Origin of the sequence: Antrihabitans stalagmiti, from assembly GCF_016482825.1 — a bacterium.
Lineage (GTDB): Bacteria > Actinomycetota > Actinomycetes > Mycobacteriales > Mycobacteriaceae > Antrihabitans > Antrihabitans stalagmiti.
The window spans coordinates 42,256-61,437 of the sequence record NZ_JAEMNV010000012.1; the positions used below are offsets into that span (position 1 = coordinate 42,256).

A 19,182-nucleotide genomic window follows, 5' to 3' on the forward strand; every position below is an offset into this window, starting at 1 on the left:
TTGCGCCGCACCATATGATGCTGCCAACGAATCAGCACACTGCGAGCGTGTGCCGGGGGATGGCATAGCAGTCGTCCGAGCAATCGTCCGAGCCGAACGAGGAGGTGGACCGCCGTGCAAGGCCTGATCCTGCAACTGACTCGAGCGGGTTTCCTTCTCGTCCTATGGCTGTTCGTGTGGGCGATACTGCGGACGCTGCGCAGCGACATCTACGCGGCTTCGGGAATCCGGATTCAACCGCGCGCCTCGCGCAGTTCGAACGTGCTGCCCTCGTTCAATCGGCACAAAGGTGCTAAACATCTTGTCGTGACGCAGGGTTCGCTTGCGGGAACGCGCATTTCGCTTGGCACGCAGCCGGTTCTGATCGGGCGTGCGGACGACTCGACGCTCGTTCTCACCGATGACTACGCATCGACTCGCCATGCCCGGATCTCGCCGCGCGGCACTGATTGGTATGTCGAAGACCTCGGCTCGACGAACGGCACTTATTTGGACCGCGCAAAAGTCACCACCGCCGTCCGCGTTCCTCTCGGAACGCCGGTTCGGGTCGGCAAGACTGTGATCGAGCTGCGATCGTGACCCTTGTTCTGCGGTACGCCGCCCGCAGTGACCGCGGCCTCGTGCGCTCGAACAACGAAGACTCCGTCTACGCCGGAGCTCGTCTGCTTGCCCTTGCCGACGGTATGGGTGGGCATGCGGCCGGCGAGGTCGCCTCGCAGTTGATGATCGCGGCTCTCGCGCATCTCGACGACGACGAGCCTGGCAACGACCTGCTCGGCAAGCTCGACTCGGCGACCCGTGAGGGCAATGCCTCCATCGCCGATCAGGTCGACGCCGAACCCGAACTCGACGGAATGGGCACGACCCTCACGGCGATCCTCTTTGCGGGGAAGAAGCTCGGGCTCGTACACATCGGCGACTCGCGCGCCTACCTGCTGCGCGACGACGAACTGTCTCAGATCACGCGCGACGACACCTTCGTTCAGTCATTGGTCGACGAAGGTCGGATCACCGCCGAACAAGCCCACACGCATCCGCAGCGGTCGCTGATCATGCGCGCGCTGACCGGCAACGAGATCGACCCGACGCTGACCGTCCGCGAGGCGCGTGCGGGCGATCGTTATCTGCTGTGCTCGGACGGACTCTCCGACGTCGTCAGCGACGAGACCATCCAGGACACGATGCGCGTCGGCTCCCAGGACGAGTGCGCGGACCGCTTGATCGAACTGGCATTGCGCAGCGGCGGACCCGACAACGTGACGGTCGTCGTCGCCGACGTCATCGATCTCGACTACGGCCAGAGTCATCCGATCGTCGGTGGCGCGGCGTCGAGTGAAGAAGAAGAACACACGCCGAACCCGAATACCGCGGCCGGCCGCGCAGCAGCACTTCGACCGCCGCGCGCGACGCCGAAGCGGTTGCCACTCGCGCCGGAACCGCCGCCGAAGAAGAGCCACAAGCTGCGCTGGACGTTGGTCGCACTTGGCGTTTTGATCGCGCTCGTCATCGCAGTCGTGATCGCAGGCAACATCATCCGCGGCAACTACTACGTCGGGGAGAAGGACGGCGAGGTCGTCATTCTCAACGGCATTCCGTTGTCGGTGCCTGGCTACTCGTTCGAGAAGGTTGCTCGCGTCGGCTGCCTCGACCGGAACGACAACGTGTCCGACGTCGATCCCGACGAGTCGCACGCGTCCTGCGACGTCCTCGAAATGTCGGATCTCACCGATTCCGCGCAGAGCTCGGTGCGGATGGGTCTGCAGTCTGGCTCCTTGGACGAGGCGCGGACTCAGCTGCAGTCGTTGATCAAGTCCGGCCTCAAGCCGAAGTGCCGCGCGGAGACACGCGAACCCGAGCGCGAGCCTGCGACGACGCCACCGCCGACCGAAGTGCTGCCGCCGCCGACGGCTGAGGTTCCGCCGCCCGGTGATCCCGCGGCCCCGCCGACCACGACGGCCGCACCGACAACTACGACCACACCGTCGGCTCTGCCAGGGCAGACGGACTGCAGGCCCGGCTAACCGATGTCGTCTCCTGAGCCTTCGGCAAGATCATCTCCGGCGCCGTCTTTTCCGAGCCCGCCCGGTGGCTTCGCCCCGGCGCCGCTGGTGTCGAATCGTCGCAACGTCGAGTTGCTGCTGCTCGGCTTCGGCGTCGTCATCACAACGCTGTCCCTCGTGCTCGTCGAGGCGAGCCAGGAACAGTCGATCACCTGGGACCTCGCCAAGTACGCGTTCGCATACATGGGCTTGTTCGCGATCGCGCACCTCGGTGTGCGGCGGTTCGCGCCCTACGCCGACCCGCTGCTTCTGCCTATCGTCGCGCTGCTCAACGGGCTCGGCTTGGTTCTGATCCATCGCCTGGACCTCGCGGACGCGCAGGAAGCGCAGTACAACGGCGATCCGATCCCGTCGCCCGACGCCAATCAGCAGGTGCTGTGGGTCGGTCTGGCCCTGATCGGCTTTCTCGCGGTGCTCATCGTGCTGCGTGACTACCGCACCCTCGCCCGCTACGGCTACACCCTCGGCCTCGGCGGACTCGTCCTGCTGTCCATCCCCGCGGTGTTGCCGTCCAAGTTCTCCGAGATCAACGGTTCCAAGATCTGGATCCTGCTCCCCGGCTTCAGTTTCCAGCCGGGTGAATTCGCCAAGATCTTGCTGATCATCTTCTTCGCTGCTGTGCTGGTGGCGAAACGTGAGTTGTTCACCTCCGCCGGCAAGCATTTTCTCGGCATGGACTTCCCGCGTGCCCGCGATCTGGGACCCATTCTGGTCGCGTGGGGCGTCTCGCTTGCGGTGTTGGTGTTCGAGAAGGACCTGGGTACGTCACTGCTGCTGTTCGGCACCGTGCTCACGATGTTGTACATCGCCACTGCGCGAGTCGGCTGGGTTCTCATCGGCGGTGCACTGCTGATAGTCGGATTCGTTTTCGCCTACAAGGCCTTCAGTCACGTCCGCGTGCGCACCGACACCTGGCTCGATCCGTTCGAGGACTACTACAACACCGGTTTGCAAATCTCCCAGTCGCTCTTCGGTCTGGCGACGGGCGGAATCGCGGGCACCGGTCTCGGCAGCGGTCGGCCATCCGAGGTGCCGCTCGCGAAGACCGACTTCATCATCGCCACCATCGGTGAAGAGCTCGGCCTCGTCGGGTTGACGGCCGTGCTGGTGCTGTACTTGGTCTTCATCATGCGCGGACTCCGGACGGCACTGGCCGTTCGTGACAGCTTCGGCAAACTGCTAGCAGCGGGTTTGTCGTTTACGGTCGCGATCCAGCTGTTCGTCGTAGTCGGCGGCGTGACCAAGCTCATTCCACTGACCGGCCTCACGACCCCGTACATCTCGTACGGCGGCTCATCGGTGCTGGCAAACTATCTGCTACTGGCTCTGCTGATCAAGATTTCCGACGCAGCACGCGCCCCGGCACCCCCGAAGAAGAAGGAGCAGGCACCCATCGCGGACGCCCCGACCGAAATGCTGAAGAGGACATGAACGTCGCACTGCGCAGAGTCGCCGTTGCCGTGATGGTGATGGTGGTCGCTCTGCTTGCCAACGCGACCTACGTTCAGGTCATCAAGGCCGACAGCCTGCGCGCCGACCCCCGCAACTCTCGGGTGCTACTCGACGAGTATTCGCGCCAGCGTGGCCAGATCTCGGCAGGCGGACAGGTTCTCGCTGTTTCCGAGGCGACGGACGACCGCTACAAGTACGTGCGTCGCTACCCGTCGACGCCGGAGGCCTACTCCCCCGTCACCGGCTTCTACTCGATGCAATACGGCAGCACCGGGCTCGAACGTGCGGAAGATCCCGTCCTCAACGGCTCCGACAACAGACTGTTCGGCCGCCGGTTCTTCGACATGGTCTCCGGTCGCGACCCGCGCGGCGGCAACGTCGTCACAACCCTCAATCCCGTGATGCAGCAGGTTGCCTTCGACGAGTTGACGTCGAAGGGCTTCACCGGTTCCGTCGTCGCGATCGAACCGAGCAGCGGCAAGATTCTGACGATGGTGTCGACGCCGAGCTACGACCCCAACCAACTCTCCGGCCACGACGGCAAGGAAGTGCGGGCCGAGTGGGAGCGACTCAGTTCCGACCCCAATCAGCCGATGCTCAACAGGGCGGTCAGCCAGACCTACCACCCGGGTTCCACATTCAAGGTTGTCGTCACCGCTGCCGCCCTCGGTCGTGGCGTGACGCCGGACAAGCAGGTGACGGCGGCGCCGAACATCACGCTTCCCGGCACCGAGACAACGCTGGAGAACTACGGCGGCGAAGCGTGTGCTTCGACCCCGACCGTGACGCTGCAGGAAGCCTTCGCGAAATCGTGCAATACGGCTTTCGCGGAACTCGGCATCGAGACGACGGATACAGCCGTCAAGGACCAGTCCGAAGAGTTCGGCATCGGTTCCGATGCGCCGGCAATTCCCATCTCGGTTGCCGACAGCACCGTCGGTCCCATCCCTGACGACGCCGCACTGGCTCAGACGAGTATCGGGCAGCGTGACGTTGCGTTGACACCACTGCAGAACGCCGTCATCGCGGCGACCGTCGCCAACGGCGGCACCCGCATGCAGCCGCAGCTCGTCGCGCAGCTGGTCGGACCCGACCTCACCAACCTCGCTGGTTTCAACGCCGTGTCCGCAGGTCAGGCCATTTCGCCGGAGGTCGCGGCGACCCTGACGGACATGATGATCGACGCCGAGAAGAACGCGGGTGGGCAAGGCATCCCCGGCGTGCAGATCGCGTCGAAGACCGGAACGGCCGAACACGGCAACGACCCGCGCAACACTCCGCCGAACTGCTGGTACATCGCCTTTGCCCCCGCGACCAATCCGAAGATCGCGATCGCGGTGATCGTCGAGGACGGCGGCGACAAGGGGCTGTCGGCTACAGGCGCAACCGTGGCAGCTCCCATCGCCCGCGCGGTTCTTGCCGCTGGATTGCAGGGGCGCTGATGTTGAACAACGGTGCCCTCATCGCCAATCGTTATCGCCTGCAACGGCTGATCGCGACCGGCGGCATGGGCCAGGTATGGGAAGCGATCGACACCCGCCTGGATCGTCGGGTCGCGGTGAAGGTCCTCAAGGCCGAATTCTCGGCTGATCCGACGTTCCGGGAGCGGTTCCGCACCGAGGCGCGCACGACCGCGATGCTCAACCATCACGGGATCGCCGGCGTGTACGACTACGGCGAGACGCACGATCCGTCAGGTGCGGCGACGTCGTATCTGGTGATGGAACTGGTCGCGGGCGAGCCGCTCAACGCCGTGCTTGGTCGCGTCGGCCGGTTGTCGATGCCACATGCGCTGGACATGCTCGAGCAGACCGGGCGAGCGCTCGAGGTCGCTCACGAAGCTGGTGTCGTGCACCGCGACGTCAAACCGGGCAACATCCTGGTGACGCCGACCGGCCAGATCAAGATCACCGACTTCGGCATCGCGAAGGCCGTCGACGCCTCGCCGGTCACCAAGACCGGAATGGTCATGGGCACCGCTCAGTACATCGCGCCGGAACAGGCACTCGGTCAGGACGCGACGTCGGCGAGTGACGTCTACGCGCTCGGAGTCGTCGGCTACGAAGCTCTCGCGGGCAAACGACCGTTCATCGGCGAAGGTGCCATCACCGTCGCGATGAAGCACGTCCGCGAAGCACCCGAACCACTGCCGACCGATTTGCCGCCGAACGTCCGCGAGCTCATCGAGATCACGATGACCAAGGATCCGGCAGGCCGCTACTCGCGCGGTGGCGAGTTCGCGGACGCCGTCGCAGCAGTGCGCGCGGGCCGTCGTCCGCCGCCGCCTGGGACGGTGACGGGCGGTCCACCAGCGGCTGTCCACGGACCGCTCAATACGCTCGGCACCGCTCCTTTCCCTGCGCCGACCGGTGCCGCGCGAGTGCTGCCACCGCCACCACCACCGGTGCCGAGCACAAGCGTGATGCCGTCGGCGCAGCGTGAATATGCCGCGCCCGCAGCGGGATACACTGCTGCAGGGAGGAATTCGGAGAGTTCTCGCTCGTCGAGTTCACGCAGCGGGATGTCGATGCCGCAGAAGTTGCTCGCCGGGGTCGGTGCCGGAGCCCTTCTCGTTGCACTTGTCCTCGCGGGTTGGTTGATCGCGAAGACATCGGACGACGGCACCTCACCCGTTGTAAGTACGTCGAACGTGACGACAACGACGGAGGTTGTCGTTCCGCCGGTGACACCGGAGCGCACGACGACGACGGAGTCCACGACAACAACCACAACAACGACGACAACGACGACGACGCCTGAACCGACCACAACGACGACCACTCCCGAGCCGACCACGACGACAACACCTCCCCCGCCCGTGACTACGACCGCCGCAGAACCACCCCCGACGACGACCGGCCCGAAACCCTTGACGCTTCCATCTCCGTTCACATTGCCGCGGCCAACGCTAGGACAGCCATGACCACGACACCGCGCAAGCTCTCGTCGCGCTACGAGCTTGGCGAGATCCTCGGTTTCGGTGGCATGTCCGAAGTCCACATGGCGCGTGATCTGCGGCTGAGTCGGGACGTTGCGATCAAGGTGCTGCGCGCCGATCTGGCCCGCGACCCGACGTTCTACCTCCGCTTCCGGCGCGAGGCCCAGAATGCGGCGGCACTGAACCACCCCGCGATCGTCGCGGTCTACGACACCGGCGAAGCGGAGACCGACGCCGGACCGCTGCCGTTCATCGTGATGGAGTACGTCGAGGGCGACACGCTGCGCGACATCGTCCGCAACGAAGGGCCCATGGCGCCGCGCCGCGCGATGGAAATCATCGCCGACGTCTGCGCTGCGCTGGATTTCAGCCACCGCAACGGCATCGTGCACCGCGACATGAAGCCCGCCAACATCATGCTCAACCGCGCCGGAGCGGTGAAGGTGATGGACTTCGGCATCGCTCGTGCGATCGCCGACAGCTCCAGCCCGATGACGCAGACCGCTGCAGTCATCGGAACAGCGCAGTATCTTTCGCCGGAACAAGCTCGCGGCGAACAGGTCGACGCCCGGTCCGACGTCTACTCTGTTGGTTGCGTGCTGTTCGAAATCCTGACTGCCGAACCACCTTTCAAAGGTGATTCACCGGTCGCCGTCGCGTATCAGCACGTGCGCGAGGAGCCTCCGCTGCCGTCGTCTGTGCACAAGGGCGTTCCGCGCGAGCTCGATTCGGTGATTCTGAAGGCGATGAGCAAGAACCCCGCGAATCGCTATCAGTCCGCGGCCGAGATGCGTAGCGACCTGATTCGTGTACTCGGGGGGCAACGCCCGAGTGCTCCGACCGTGATGACAGAGGAAGACCGCACGACGATCCTCGGTGCCGTCGATTCCACTGCCCGCCGGTATCGCACCGAGCCTCCGGTGAAGGCAACTGCCGCAGTCGAGCTCGACGACGACGAAGAGCCGCGGAAGCGTCCGCTGCTCAAGATCGGCGCTCTGATTGCGGCCGCGATGATCGTCGTCGCAATGTTCACGTGGGTCGGTTTCAAGGGCTTCGACGTTTTCGGGACCGGCAACGACCAGATCGAAGTACCCGACGTCACGAACTTGGTGGCGCAGGAAGCCGAGAAGCAGTTGGACGACCTCGGCTTCGAAGTCGACCGGGTCGACGAGTTCAACGACGACGGCGTCGCTGCCGGCAAGGTGATTGCGACAAGTCCACTCGCTGGTTCGCCGAAGGAAACGGGCTCACTGATCACACTGAAAGTCTCGCGTGGACCCGAGTTGATCGCTGTGCCGCGGTTGTCGGGTCTCTCGCAGGACCAGGCGACACAGGCCCTCAACGCAGCGCGGCTCCGACTGGACCCAACGGTCGAGCGAGGTCCCTCCAGCGTGGCCGAAAAGGGCAAGGTCATCGAGCAGAAGCCGTCCGAGGGTTCCAGCATCAAGATCGATTCGCTGGTCAAGATCACCATCGGTGACGGTCCGGAGTCGGTCCGCATACCGACCGTCGTCGGCACGAACATCGACGCAGCGCGACCCAACCTCGAAGGCGCGGGGTTCGTCGTCGAGGTCGAGGAGGTCGCGTCCGCCGAGCCGAAGGGTGAGGTCATCTCGACGAACCCGACGGGCGGTGGCACTGCGGAGAAGGGTTCGACGGTCCGGGTCCAGGTGTCCCAAGGTGACGAGATTCCGATGCCGAATCTCACCAACCAGACGGTGCCCGAGGCGATCAGCACGCTGCGCACGGCTGGCTGGATCGGTGCTGCCGAACAGCTCATCCAGACCGCTGAGCCGGTGCTCGATCAGCCGCGACTCGGTCGCGTCGTGACCCAATCGCCTGCACCGGGTGCGCCGATAGCCAAGAACGGCACCGTGACCATAGGCGTTGGGACAGTAGGAATTCCGAGGTAGGGCCTCCGGCCTCGTGAGTCCTTTTGGAGGGCGGGACCACCGAAAGGACTCACGAGGCGCGAAGCGCCCTCTCGACTTCGTCTTCGAGTTGGCTGACCAGTGACTCCGCTGGTCGGTCGCCGCACACCTCGAGCCAGTTCGCCAACATCCGGTGCCCACCCTGCGTCAGGACCGACTCGGGATGGAACTGAACACCGTGGATCGGTAGCTCCCGATGCCGCATCGCCATGACCACGCCGCTGTCGGTTCGTGCTGTCACCTCGAGCACCTCGGGAATCGTCTCTTCGAGGACGGTCAGCGAGTGATAGCGAGTCGCGGTGAACGGATCCGGCAGACCGGCCAGGACGCCGACACCGGAGTGATGGACGACGCTTGTCTTACCGTGCAGCAACTCGGGTGCGCGGTCGACGGTTCCACCGAACGCCGCACCGATCGCCTGGTGTCCGAGACATACACCGAGCAACGGCGTCGCCGTCTTCGCACTCGCCGTCACCAATCCCATCGTCGCACCCGCCCGCTGCGGTGTGCCCGGACCGGGGCTCAGCAGGATCCCGTCGAAAGCGGCCGCAACGGCGTCGAGGTCGGCGAGGTTCGGATCGTCGTTTCGCCACACAACAGCATCGGTGCCGAGCTGGCCCAGGTACTGCACCAGGTTGAACACGAAGCTGTCGTAGTTGTCGACGACCAAGATGCGCATACCGAGAGACTACGTGCCCAGGTCGGGGGCGGTTCAAGCGAATATGAGGTGCTCGCCGAGCAGCGACATCAACCGATCGGACGGGCATAGCGAGTACTGGTGGCACCGTCGAAGCCGGGAACGGTCAGCTGCTCGTCGATCCTGACGCTGTACCCGAGTCCGTAGCGTTGCGCGTACTCGCGAAACAGCCGGACCCCCGGCTCGGAGTCGAGGGTCGCCTCGAGTCGGGCGGGATCACCGATCGCCGTCAGGCGGTAGGGCGGACTGTAGGTCCGGCCGTGCAGCAGCAGCGTGCTTCCGATGCAGCGCGGCGCCGACGACGACACGATCCGCTGATCCTGCATCCCAACCGCCGACGCGCCCGCGGACCACAATGCATTGAGAACGCTCTCGATGTCTTGCTGATGAACGACAAGATCGTCGGGTCGTGCGCCGAGGGGATAGTTCCCGTCTGGTCCACGCGGTGCGTCCGTCAACGTCACCGTGACCCCTGTGCCACTGACGGGCGTGAGCGCGGCCGCGGCCGCGAGTTGCTCGGCCTCGGCGAGGGCGTCGGCGACGGCCCCATCGGATCCGGCCGCTGTGCTCTGCAGCGCGGCCACCTGCGCTGCCAGCGCATCGCGTTCGCTTTCCGCGGCGTCTGCGCCGGTCTGCGCGGCTCTGACCAGGTCCGATATTCGGCCGGAGTCGGTACTTCTCAACTCGGTTCCGTCCGAGGCAAGTCGCGTCGTGGCGAGCAGCAGTCCGGCTGCCAGGCACACAACCAGGACCAGCGGCTTCCAGATCGCATTTCCGCCGGTCACGACCGCTAGGTTAGCGTGTAGTTCACACCGCCTGGTGTCACCGCGCCTGTACTGAAGATCCAAAGAGGAAGTCATGCCGAAGTCGAAGGTCCGGAAGAAGACCGATTACACGATCAACCCCGCGAGTCGGACTCCTGTGAAAGTCAAAGCAGGTCCGTCGCCGGTTTGGTACGTCGCCATCATGCTCGGGTTCATGCTCGCAGGGCTGCTGTGGCTGATCGTCTACTACCTCGCAGCCGAGAAGATCTCGTGGATGAACAGCCTCAACGCCTGGAACTTCCTCATCGGGTTCGGCTTGATGGTCGTCGGTCTAGTTATGACGATGCGTTGGCGTTAGCGCCTGACGCGCCGCCGAAACGGGCAGCAATTACACGCATGTTATTTATCCCCATTGTGGATAACTCCTGTGGATAACTCTGTTGTCGAGTGGTCGACGCCCACTTCTGCGATCGCCTTGCTTGGAATTTCCGGCGTTGCGCTCGCAGTGTGCGCCGTAGCGATACCGACGGATCCGCCTGGTCGAGCTCTCGTTGGACTCGCCGCGATCGGTCTGCTGGTGATGACTGTGATTCGCGCACGGCAACGACCACGGCTGGCGTTGTTGCCTGGTCGGCGGTTGGCGGTCCGCGGTGTGTATCGAAACACGGTCTACACGCAGGACGACGTCAGGCAGGCACGCATCGTGCGTTATCCGCGACTGGGACGTCGAATACCGATGCTGGAGGTCGACGTCGCACATGGCGACTCCGACCGGTTGCTGATCTTCAGCAAATGGGACCTCGGAACGCATCCAGACGACGTACTCGACGCGTTGGTTGCGAACGGAATGGCCCGCCGCCCGACCTAGCTGTAACCGAACTCCGACCTCAGTTGGAGCGTGCGGAGAGCGATGACGGCGAGGGCGAGCACGGCAACCGCTGCGATCGAACCCCAGCCGATGAGTCGTGCCGACGAACTCGTGGGTCCACCTGTGTTGCCGAGCCAACCGGGCACGAAGAGCAATCCGGCGGTCGCGGCGGTGCCGGCAGCGAGCCCGCCCATGTGACCCCACAGCGAAATTCCGGGGATCGAGACGCTGATGATCACGTTGATCGCGATCAATACGAATATCGGGCCTGGACTCTGCCGCAGTCGAATCAGAACGATCGCCTGCGCGCCGAACAGACCGTAGATCGCGCCGGATGCGCCAGCAGTCACAGACAGCGAATCCTGTAGCGCAAGTGCACCCGCCGCACCGCCGAGCAGCGCAGTCACATACACCGCCACGTACCGGCTCCGACCAAGGATATGTTCGACATCGCGACCGATGATGTACAGCGCGAGCATGTTCACGGCAAGGTGAATGGGCCCGAAGTGCAAGAAGCCGCTGCCGATGATCCGGAAGAACTCGCCCTGGGCAATCCCGCGAGGCCACAACGCCCAATCGGCGAACAAACGTGACGGGCTCTGGTTGTTCATGACATCGCTCGACTGCGCTGCCGTGATCGCGAAGACGATGACGCTGGCGGCAATCAGCAGATAGGTCGCGTACGGAACGAAGGCGCCGCGAGTAGTGGCACCGGCGATGGTCCGGACCGGACGGACATCTCGCTGTCCGGCTCGGACGCAGTCGACACAATGCTGGCCGACAGCGGCCGGACGAAGACATTCCGGGCACGCCGGACGATCGCAACGCGTGCAAGCAAGGGCGGTCGGGCGATTAGGGTGCCGCACGCAGACCTGTGACGGCAGGTGTGGTGGCACCCCGGGGCCGGGGCCGCCCGGTGGTGGTGGGCCCCAGCCTCCGGGGGTGTTCATCGAAAGCGTCCGCTCAGGCGATGGTGATGCTGTTGATCACGACAGGCTCGACGGGACGGTCACGACGATCGACCTTCGTCGTCGCGATGTCGTCGATGACCTTCTTGGATTCGGCGTCGACTACCTCACCGAAGATCGTGTGCTTGCGGTTGAGGTGCGGCGTCGGACCGACGGTGACGAAGAACTGCGAGCCGTTGGTGCCCGGTCCGGCGTTGGCCATGGCAAGCAGGTACGGCTTGTCGAACCGCAGTTCCGGGTGGAACTCATCCTTGAACTCGTAGCCGGGGCCGCCTGCGCCGGTGCCCGTCGGGTCGCCGCCCTGGATCATGAATCCGGAGATGACGCGGTGGAAGACGGCTCCGTCGTAGAACGGTCCGCTGTTTCCGCCGGACGCGTTCTGGGTTGTATAAGCCTTCGAACCGTCGGCGAGGCCGACGAAGTTCTTGACCGTCTCGGGTGCGTGGTTGCCGAAGAGTGCGATCGTGATGTCGCCTCGATTCGTGTGCAGCGTTGCCGTGGACGTCTGATTCGGTGTGGTCACACCCAACATCGTGCCATGCGCACCCCGCCACGCCGTGGCCCGATGCGGAAGTTCCTGCACGCGGCCGAACTGTTGTGCCAAGGTGGAGTGATGATTTTCTCCAAGTCGAGTGCCGTGTCCGCTGATTCGGCGCAAGCTGACGCCGACTCCGAACTGCTCGCCGATCCCGCACAGGGACGTTCGTACTCGAGCTCGCTGCGGTTGCTCGGGTCCGGTGCTACAACTCTGGCCCGCGGAACCGGTGGTCTGGGCTTTCTCCTCGCACAAACCGTCGGCCAGACGGGCTACACCCTCGCGAAGAAGGGCCTGGCGAAGGCCCGTGAGTCGAAGGCCGACCTGAGCACCTTCGCCGAGGAGGTCCCGGCGCCGAAATCGTCGAAGTTGCGGTCACGACTGGTTGCCGGCGGACTCGTCGGTGCCGCCCTCGCCGCGGGTGCGGGCTTCTTCGCCTGGAGCAAGCGACGCAATTCACCACCGCCCGTCGCAGACGCACCGCCGACACTCGGACCTTCGTCGAACGGCTCGGCGCCGGCACACTCGACTCAGGCCGAGGTTTCGCACCCTTCGTAGCGTCCGCTGCGCCGTTCGCAGCGGACGCCCGCCGCTCAGTCCTTCGCCGACGCCAGCTTCGACGGCCACCAGATGAACTTGCCGATGTCGTGCGCAAGAGCGGGCACGAGGATGCTGCGGACGATGATCGTGTCCAGCAGCACGCCGAATGCGACGGCGAAGCCGAGTTCGGCGAGGAACACCAGCGGCATGACTCCCAGAACCGCGAAGGTGGCGGCAAGGACGATGCCCGCAGAGGTGATGACACCGCCGGTGACCGACAGACCTCGCCTTATCCCTTCGCGTGTGCCGTGTACCGCGGTTTCTTCGCGCACTCGCGTCATCAGGAAGATGTTGTAGTCGATACCGAGCGCGACGAGGAACACGAACGCGAACAGTGGGAACGATTGATCCGCGCCAGCGAAGTCGAAGATGTGGCTGAATGCAAAACCGCTGACGCCGAGCGCCGCGGCGAACGAGATCACGACCGAGAGAATCAACAGGATCGGCGCGACCAGTGCTCGCAACAACACTGCGAGGACGATGAAGATCACAACGAGCACGATCGGGATGATCAGATTCCGGTCATGGATCGCTGCGTCCTGAACGTCGAGAGATGCGGCCGACGAACCGCCGACCAGCGCATCCGCGTCCGGAACTTCATGCAGTGCCGATCGCAGTCTTTCGATCGTCTGCAGCGCTTCCGGTGAATCGTAGGAGTCGGTCAGCGTCGCGTTGATGACCGTACGGCCGTTTATCGGCTGTACCTGCAGGTTCGCGGGTGGGCACTGCGGTTCCCCTGAGGCGGCAGGCGGACCGCCTGCGGGCAGTTGCTTCGCCAGTTCTGCGAGTTTGACGACATCGACTTGGTAGCAGATAGCGCCCGGCTTGGTGGAGACGCCTTCGACGGTGCCTGCTGTACGGATCACCTGGTCGGCAGCCGCAGCGTTGGCAACGATCACCGCTGGTGCGCCGACCCCCTTGTCGAACTTGGCGTCGTAGATCTGTTGTCCGACAACCGCAGCGGGTTCGTTGGTGAAGGATTCCTCGACCGTGAGGCCGCTGGTATCGAGCATCCCGATGCCGAAGATTCCGATGATCAGTACGACGGTCGCACCGATCCACGCTGGGCGACGGCGGGTGACAACGGCTTCCGAGACGCGGCCCCACATGCCGTGGGTCGAGATGTCGACCTGGTGGTCGGTCTTCGGCTTGCGGGGCCAGAACACCCACCGACCGGCAGCAGCCAACGAGACCGGCAGAAACGTCATCATTACGACGACCGTGCAAACGATGCCGATCGCGGCGACGGGTCCGAGCCCCTTGTTCGAATTCAGCTCGGAGAACAGCAGGCACAGAAGTCCTGCGGTAACAGTCGCAGCCGAGGCAAAGATCGCCCCGGCGGACTCCTTCCAGGCGACGATCATCGCGTCGAACCGATTCTCGTATTCGTGCAACTCTTCGCGATATCGAGAGATCAGTAGCAGCGCGTAATCGGTCCCTGCTCCGAGCACAAGGACCGACAGAATGCCCTGACTCTGCCCGTTGAGCGTGAGGACCTCGTGTTTGGCGAGGTAGTAGATGACAAGCGACGCCAGGCCGAGCGCGAGGATGGCCCCGAGGATCGGAAAGATCCACAGCACCGGCGATCTGTAGACGAACAACAGGATCAGAATCACCACGAGCAGGGCGGCACCGAGCAACGCGCCGTCAAGCCCCTCGAACGAGTCGATGAACGCAACGAGCAGGCCGCCCGGACCAGCGGGGTGAACAGTCAATCCTTCGCGATCTGCTACTGCCTGTTCGGCCGCAGCCACCACGGCCTTCTCGGCAACGGACAGCTCGGCACCGTTGATGACGACGCCGTTTTCTTTGGCGACCAGCGGAACAAAGAGATTCGCCGTGGTCTGCGGACTATCGTCGGAGTACTGCGGCGCCGCCAAGGCGGGCTTGTCGACACCGGGGACCTCGGCAACGGCGCGCTGCGCGGCACCGATCGCCGCTCGGTCTTCGTCTGTAAGTCCCGAAGTACGTTGAAAGACAACGAAACCCGGAATGCTCTCGACGTTCAGGAACGTCGCGGCCTCGTCACCGGCTTTAGTGGACTCGGCCGACCCAGGCAGGAAGGATGCGTTGTCGTTCTTCTGTACCTCGGCGAGCTTGCCCTGGTACGAGCCGCCGAAACCACCGGCTAGAAACGATGCGATAGCTACGGCGATGATCGCGAACACAGGCCATCGGCGCGGGATGCGGTGCTTGCCCGACGCGGCCTGGTCGGTCTCGATCTGCTCCGACATCGGGGCTCCGTTCGCTCACATAACTGCCGGTTACCAATTGCTGCTGGACGCACTTTCGACGCAAACACTAACCGGACATACCGACAGTCGGTGCAGCGACGACACTTGCCTACATGGACGCCACGGCTAACCCAGTTTTCGGAGCTGATCTCGATCTCGATGCCTATTTCGCACGGATCGGCTACTCGGGATCTCGAACCCCGACCGTAGCGACACTCGGCGCCATCGCATACGCGCACGCAACGACGATCGCGTTCGAAAACCTCGATCCGTTTCTCGGCACACCCGCCCGCCTGGATCTCGCCTCGCTGCAACGCAAAATTGTCGGCAACCGACGTGGCGGGTACTGCTTCGAGCAGAACGGGCTACTGCTGGAGGTCCTGGAGAAGCTGGGATTCGACGTCACACCACTTGCCGCGCGCGTGCTGTGGTCGGGCGAAATCGACGCTGTTCCCAAGCGGTCGCACATGTTGTTGCGTGTCGACATCGACGGTCGGCCGTGGGTTGTCGACGTCGGTTTCGGCGGAATGACGCTGACCGGTGTGCTGAGTCTGGAACGCGACGTCGAGCAGGCGACACCACACGAACCGTTCCGCGTGATCGATCTCGACGGCGACTATGCGATGCAGGCAAAGGTCCGCGACACCTGGAAGACGACGTACCGGTTCGACCTGCAGCGGCAGTATCGCGTCGACTACGTTGCGACGAATTGGTACCTCTCGACCTCGCCCGAATCGGGCTTCGTGCAAGGTTTGATGCTTGCGCGCCCGGCCGCAGACCGCCGTTTTGCGCTCAACGGCCGCAGGTTGGCTGTCCACCATCTCGACGGTCCGACAGAGCGAACGGAGTTCACGACCGCTGCCGGACTCATCGAGTGTCTGGAGGAAACCTTCCTGGTCCACATGCCAGATTGGCGACCGCTCGAAACGGCCTTCGGCCGGCTGACGTAGGCGAGCTGGACGACGGAAGCTGCTAGCGACTGACCGCCTTCTGATACCTGTAGATGGCCAACGGCACGAAGATGACCAGCAGCAGCACGATCCACAGCAGAGTCGCCGCGATCGGATTCTGCATCGGCCAAGCGTCCGACACTTGCATCGCAGAGTTGGTGTTGCCGAACAGTTCTCGCGCCGCCTGCGTGAGCGCCGATACCGGATTCCAGTCGGCTATCGCCTTGAGCACCGTCGGGAACCGCGAGCTGTCCACAAAGGTATTCGCGACGAACGTGAGCGGAAAGATGATCATGAAGGTCGCGTTGTTGAACACCTCGGGGGTGCGGATCCACAACCCGACGACCGCCATCACCCAGGAAACGGCGTAGGCAAATAGCACAAGCAGGCCGAAGGCGGCAAGCGCTTCCAGCAGTGACGTTCTGACTCGCCATCCCACGAGCAAGCCGGTCAGCGACATCACGATCAGGCTGATCACGTTGATGATGATGTCGCTCGTGGTGCGTCCGACCAGCACGGCCGCGGGTGACATCGGCAGTGAGCGGAATCGGTCGATGATGCCCTTCTGCAGATCCTCAGCGAGGCCCAGGCCGGTGAAGGTGCTGCCGAAAATCACTGTCTGCGTGAAGATTCCGGCGATCAGAAACTCTCGATACGAGATGCCCTCCATCGGGATGACGCTGCCGAAGACGTAGGCGAACAACAGGACGAACATGATCGGCGAGAGCACCGTGAACACAAGCAGGTCGGGCACTCGTTTGATCTTGATGACGTTGCGTTTGGCGATCGTGAGGCCGTCGACCGCCGCCATCTGTATCGCGTTCATCGGCTGTACTCCTTGCTTGTCGCGATCTGGTCTTCGTCGTCGCCGCCGGTCTTTGCTTCGGCCTCGTGGCCGGTCAGGGAAAGGAACACATCGTCGAGCGTCGGTCTGCGTAGCCCGACATCGCGCACCTTGATACCGCTGGCGTTCAGTCGAGCCAGCGCATCGGCCAACGCAACCGCACCGTCGGATACCGGCACCGTGAGTTGCCGAGCGTTGGTGTCGGTCTTGATCTCACCGACTGCGAAGCCGGTCAACGTTTCCCGCGCGGTGCCGAGGTCCGCGGGATCTACGACGGTGAGTTCGATACGCTCGCCGCCGATCTGGTCCTTCAGCTCATCGGCCGTTCCCAACGCGATGACCTTGCCGTGATCGACAACAGCGATCTTGTCCGCAAGGCGATCTGCTTCCTCCATGTACTGCGTCGTCAACAGCAGCGTTGTGCCACCGGCAACCAGTTCTTCGATCACATCCCACAACCCGATGCGGGCGCGAGGGTCGAGTCCGGTTGTCGGTTCGTCGAGAAACAACACAGGAGGATCGGCAACCAGGGCTCCCGCGAGGTCGAGCCTGCGGCGCATGCCACCGGAATAGCCCTTCACCGGACGATCGGCGGCGTGTGCCAGTTCGAAGCGGTCCAACAGTTCGCGGGCGCGGACCTTGGCACGCTTTGTGCCGAGGTGGTAGAGCCGCCCGACCATTTCGAGGTTCTCCGCACCCGTCAAATACTCGTCGACGGCCGCGTACTGGCCTGACGCTCCGATGTGCGCACGCAATTGGCGTGCCTGCTTCACGACATCGAACCCGGCGACCTCGGCGTGGCCGGAATCGGGTTTCAACAAGGTCGTCAGCACTCGAACCGTCGTTGTCTTTCCTGCACCGTTCGGGCCGAGCAGGCCGAAGACCGTGCCTTCGGGAACGGTCAGTTCCATCCCGTCGAGAGCGACTACATTCCCGTATCGCTTGACCAGGCCTTCGGCCACAATCGCGTCGGTCATCTCGTTCCTTCGCTGGTTCTGTTTCGGATATCGGTTGGTCGCTTGTCCACTCGCCGAGGGTAGGTCGGTAGTTCTCGAAGCGCACATGAATTAGGACTGGAGAAACTGTCACGGCTCATCGGTTCACCTCAGTCCGGAAGCATCGGGACGGTCATACCTTGGTCGCGGCCGATCAGCACCGCTTTGGTCACCGCGGTCGACCCGAACCGATCCCGGAGCGAATCGATGGTGCAGTCGAGCGACCCGTTCGAATCGGCGTCGAACGGCAGCGCAAGCTGAATTGCGTCGTCGTCGTCCAGATTGCTCAACGACAATCCGATCAGGGTGCACCCACGCTCGGCAATGAGTGGCAGTGCGTCGTCGAGCAGTCCCCGAGCCACCTGCAGGATCAGGTCGTTGCGTGCGGTCGGCTCGAACACCGTGCGAGATCGCGTTGCTCTGGTGAAGTCGTCGAATCGCAACCGCAACACGATCGTTCGAGTAACCCGGTGCGCCGAACGTAACCGCTTGCCGAGCCGCTCGACGATTCCGACGACGATCGCGTCGAGTTCCGCGGGTGGGCGTGGCCTGCGACCGATTGCCCGCTGCGAACCGATCGACCGTCGCCGTTTGCCGACCTGCACGTGTCGTGGATCCCGCGCCCACGACAGGGCGTACAGATGCCGCGACGACGCCCGGCCCAGAATCGACGACAACGTGGACTCGTTGCGTTCGGCGATCTGCCCGACCGTTCGAATGCCGTGCTCGTGCAATTTCTTTGCCGTGACGGCGCCGACGCCCCACAGCCGCTCGACCGGTAGCGGGTGCAGAAACTCGAGCTCCGTTTCCGGCGGCACAAGCAACAGTCCGTCCGGCTTGCCGACCGCACTCGCAACCTTCGCCAAGAACTTGGTTCGGGCGATGCCCACCGTGATCGGCAGCCCGACCTCGTCGCGAACCCGCTGCCGCAGCTTCTGCGCGATCTCCGACGGCGAGCCGGCGATCTTGCGCAGACCACCGACGTCCAGAAAGGCTTCGTCGACCGATATGCCTTCGACCAGCGGCGTCGTGTCGCGAAAGATGTCGAAGACCGCCTTGCTGGCGTCGGAGTAGGCCGACATCCGGGGCCCGACAACCACTGCCTGCGGACACAATCGCAGTGCCTCCCGACCGTTCATCGGCGACCGCACCCCGAACGCTTTGGCCTCGTAACTCGCAGCGAGAACGACTCCCCCACCGACCAGCACCGGACGACCCCGCAACGTCGGATCGTCGCGCTGCTCGACAGACGCATAGAACGAATCGAGATCCGCGTGCAGGATCGTCGCCTCGGTGCGCGGAACAGCTGGATGGGAAATCGACACGAACATATGTTCGCATCCGGT

General features: G+C 63.9%; 18 protein-coding genes. 10 read left to right on the plus strand and 8 right to left on the minus strand.

The features are described from left to right. Positions 1-114: 114 nt before the first annotated feature. The 6 genes from JGU71_RS26875 to pknB are packed head-to-tail and all read left to right on the plus strand — an operon-like array spanning position 115 to position 8,363. Entirely contained in the window at positions 115-579 is a 465-nt protein-coding gene (locus tag JGU71_RS26875) for an FHA domain-containing protein FhaB/FipA (RefSeq protein ID WP_199708120.1), read from the plus strand. Continuing rightward, on the plus strand, positions 576-2,021 hold the full coding sequence (locus JGU71_RS26880; protein WP_199708121.1) for a PP2C family protein-serine/threonine phosphatase: 1,446 nt from the start codon (positions 576-578) through the stop codon (positions 2,019-2,021). The genes JGU71_RS26875 and JGU71_RS26880 overlap by 4 nt, the downstream gene beginning before the upstream one ends. Positions 2,022-2,024: 3 nt before the next feature. Further along, positions 2,025-3,491, plus strand: a complete 1,467-nt coding sequence (locus tag JGU71_RS26885) for an FtsW/RodA/SpoVE family cell cycle protein (protein ID WP_199708123.1) — start codon at positions 2,025-2,027, stop codon at positions 3,489-3,491. Beyond that, positions 3,488-4,954 (plus strand): peptidoglycan D,D-transpeptidase FtsI family protein, encoded by a 1,467-nt coding sequence (locus JGU71_RS26890; RefSeq protein ID WP_199708125.1) that lies wholly within the window; start codon positions 3,488-3,490, stop codon positions 4,952-4,954. Before JGU71_RS26885 ends, JGU71_RS26890 begins: the two co-directional genes overlap by 4 nt. Next, complete coding sequence (locus JGU71_RS26895; RefSeq protein WP_199708127.1) at positions 4,954-6,435, plus strand: serine/threonine-protein kinase; 1,482 nt, start codon at positions 4,954-4,956, stop codon at positions 6,433-6,435. Before JGU71_RS26890 ends, JGU71_RS26895 begins: the two co-directional genes overlap by 1 nt. Continuing rightward, entirely contained in the window at positions 6,432-8,363 is a 1,932-nt protein-coding gene (pknB, locus tag JGU71_RS26900; protein WP_199708130.1) for a Stk1 family PASTA domain-containing Ser/Thr kinase, read from the plus strand. The genes JGU71_RS26895 and pknB overlap by 4 nt, the downstream gene beginning before the upstream one ends. A gap of 49 nt (positions 8,364-8,412) precedes the next feature. On the opposite strand, the gene JGU71_RS26905 is transcribed toward pknB, so the two are convergent. Both JGU71_RS26905 and JGU71_RS26910 read right to left on the minus strand, forming a co-directional pair. Then, complete coding sequence (locus JGU71_RS26905) at positions 8,413-9,060, minus strand: aminodeoxychorismate/anthranilate synthase component II (protein ID WP_199708133.1); 648 nt, start codon at positions 9,058-9,060, stop codon at positions 8,413-8,415. Positions 9,061-9,128: 68 nt separating this feature from the next. Next, complete coding sequence (locus JGU71_RS26910) at positions 9,129-9,863, minus strand: DUF881 domain-containing protein (RefSeq protein ID WP_307829911.1); 735 nt, start codon at positions 9,861-9,863, stop codon at positions 9,129-9,131. A gap of 73 nt (positions 9,864-9,936) precedes the next feature. On the opposite strand from JGU71_RS26910, the gene crgA reads away from it, so the two are divergent. Together crgA and JGU71_RS26920 are read left to right on the plus strand one after the other, a co-directional pair. After that, the gene (crgA, locus tag JGU71_RS26915) at positions 9,937-10,200 is read left to right on the plus strand and encodes a cell division protein CrgA (RefSeq protein ID WP_199708139.1); all 264 of its coding nucleotides are present in this window, start codon (positions 9,937-9,939) and stop codon (positions 10,198-10,200) included. Between the two features lie 69 nt (positions 10,201-10,269). After that, positions 10,270-10,710, plus strand: coding sequence for a PH domain-containing protein (locus JGU71_RS26920; protein ID WP_307829912.1), 441 nt, complete (start codon positions 10,270-10,272; stop codon positions 10,708-10,710). Here the strand turns inward: JGU71_RS26920 and JGU71_RS26925 are convergent. Both JGU71_RS26925 and JGU71_RS26930 read right to left on the minus strand, forming a co-directional pair. Further along, entirely contained in the window at positions 10,707-11,660 is a 954-nt protein-coding gene (locus JGU71_RS26925; protein ID WP_199708142.1) for a rhomboid family intramembrane serine protease, read from the minus strand. The genes JGU71_RS26920 and JGU71_RS26925 overlap by 4 nt on opposite strands. 13 nt (positions 11,661-11,673) lie before the next feature. Continuing rightward, positions 11,674-12,201, minus strand: a complete 528-nt coding sequence (locus JGU71_RS26930) for a peptidylprolyl isomerase (RefSeq protein WP_307829913.1) — start codon at positions 12,199-12,201, stop codon at positions 11,674-11,676. A 15-nt stretch (positions 12,202-12,216) separates the two neighbouring features. Here JGU71_RS26930 and JGU71_RS30070 point away from each other — a divergent pair, with 15 nt between their 5' ends. Further along, on the plus strand, positions 12,217-12,771 hold the full coding sequence (locus JGU71_RS30070; RefSeq protein ID WP_233530205.1) for a hypothetical protein: 555 nt from the start codon (positions 12,217-12,219) through the stop codon (positions 12,769-12,771). A gap of 35 nt (positions 12,772-12,806) precedes the next feature. Here the strand turns inward: JGU71_RS30070 and JGU71_RS26940 are convergent, their stop codons facing one another. Beyond that, complete coding sequence (locus JGU71_RS26940; protein ID WP_199708145.1) at positions 12,807-15,047, minus strand: MMPL family transporter; 2,241 nt, start codon at positions 15,045-15,047, stop codon at positions 12,807-12,809. Positions 15,048-15,160: 113 nt separating this feature from the next. On the opposite strand from JGU71_RS26940, the gene JGU71_RS26945 reads away from it, so the two are divergent. Further along, positions 15,161-15,997, plus strand: coding sequence for an arylamine N-acetyltransferase family protein (locus JGU71_RS26945; protein WP_199708147.1), 837 nt, complete (start codon positions 15,161-15,163; stop codon positions 15,995-15,997). Between the two features lie 22 nt (positions 15,998-16,019). On the opposite strand, the gene JGU71_RS26950 is transcribed toward JGU71_RS26945, so the two are convergent. The 3 genes from JGU71_RS26950 to dinB form a co-directional block, all read right to left on the minus strand. Continuing rightward, positions 16,020-16,823 carry an ABC transporter permease gene (locus JGU71_RS26950; protein WP_199708150.1) on the minus strand — a complete coding sequence of 268 codons (804 nt, stop codon included), beginning with the start codon at positions 16,821-16,823 and terminating at the stop codon, positions 16,020-16,022. Further along, complete coding sequence (locus tag JGU71_RS26955) at positions 16,820-17,818, minus strand: ATP-binding cassette domain-containing protein (protein ID WP_199708152.1); 999 nt, start codon at positions 17,816-17,818, stop codon at positions 16,820-16,822. Before JGU71_RS26955 ends, JGU71_RS26950 begins: the two co-directional genes overlap by 4 nt. Before the next feature lie 128 nt (positions 17,819-17,946). After that, positions 17,947-19,167, minus strand: a complete 1,221-nt coding sequence (dinB, locus tag JGU71_RS26960) for a DNA polymerase IV (protein ID WP_199708154.1) — start codon at positions 19,165-19,167, stop codon at positions 17,947-17,949. Positions 19,168-19,182: the final 15 nt, after the last annotated feature.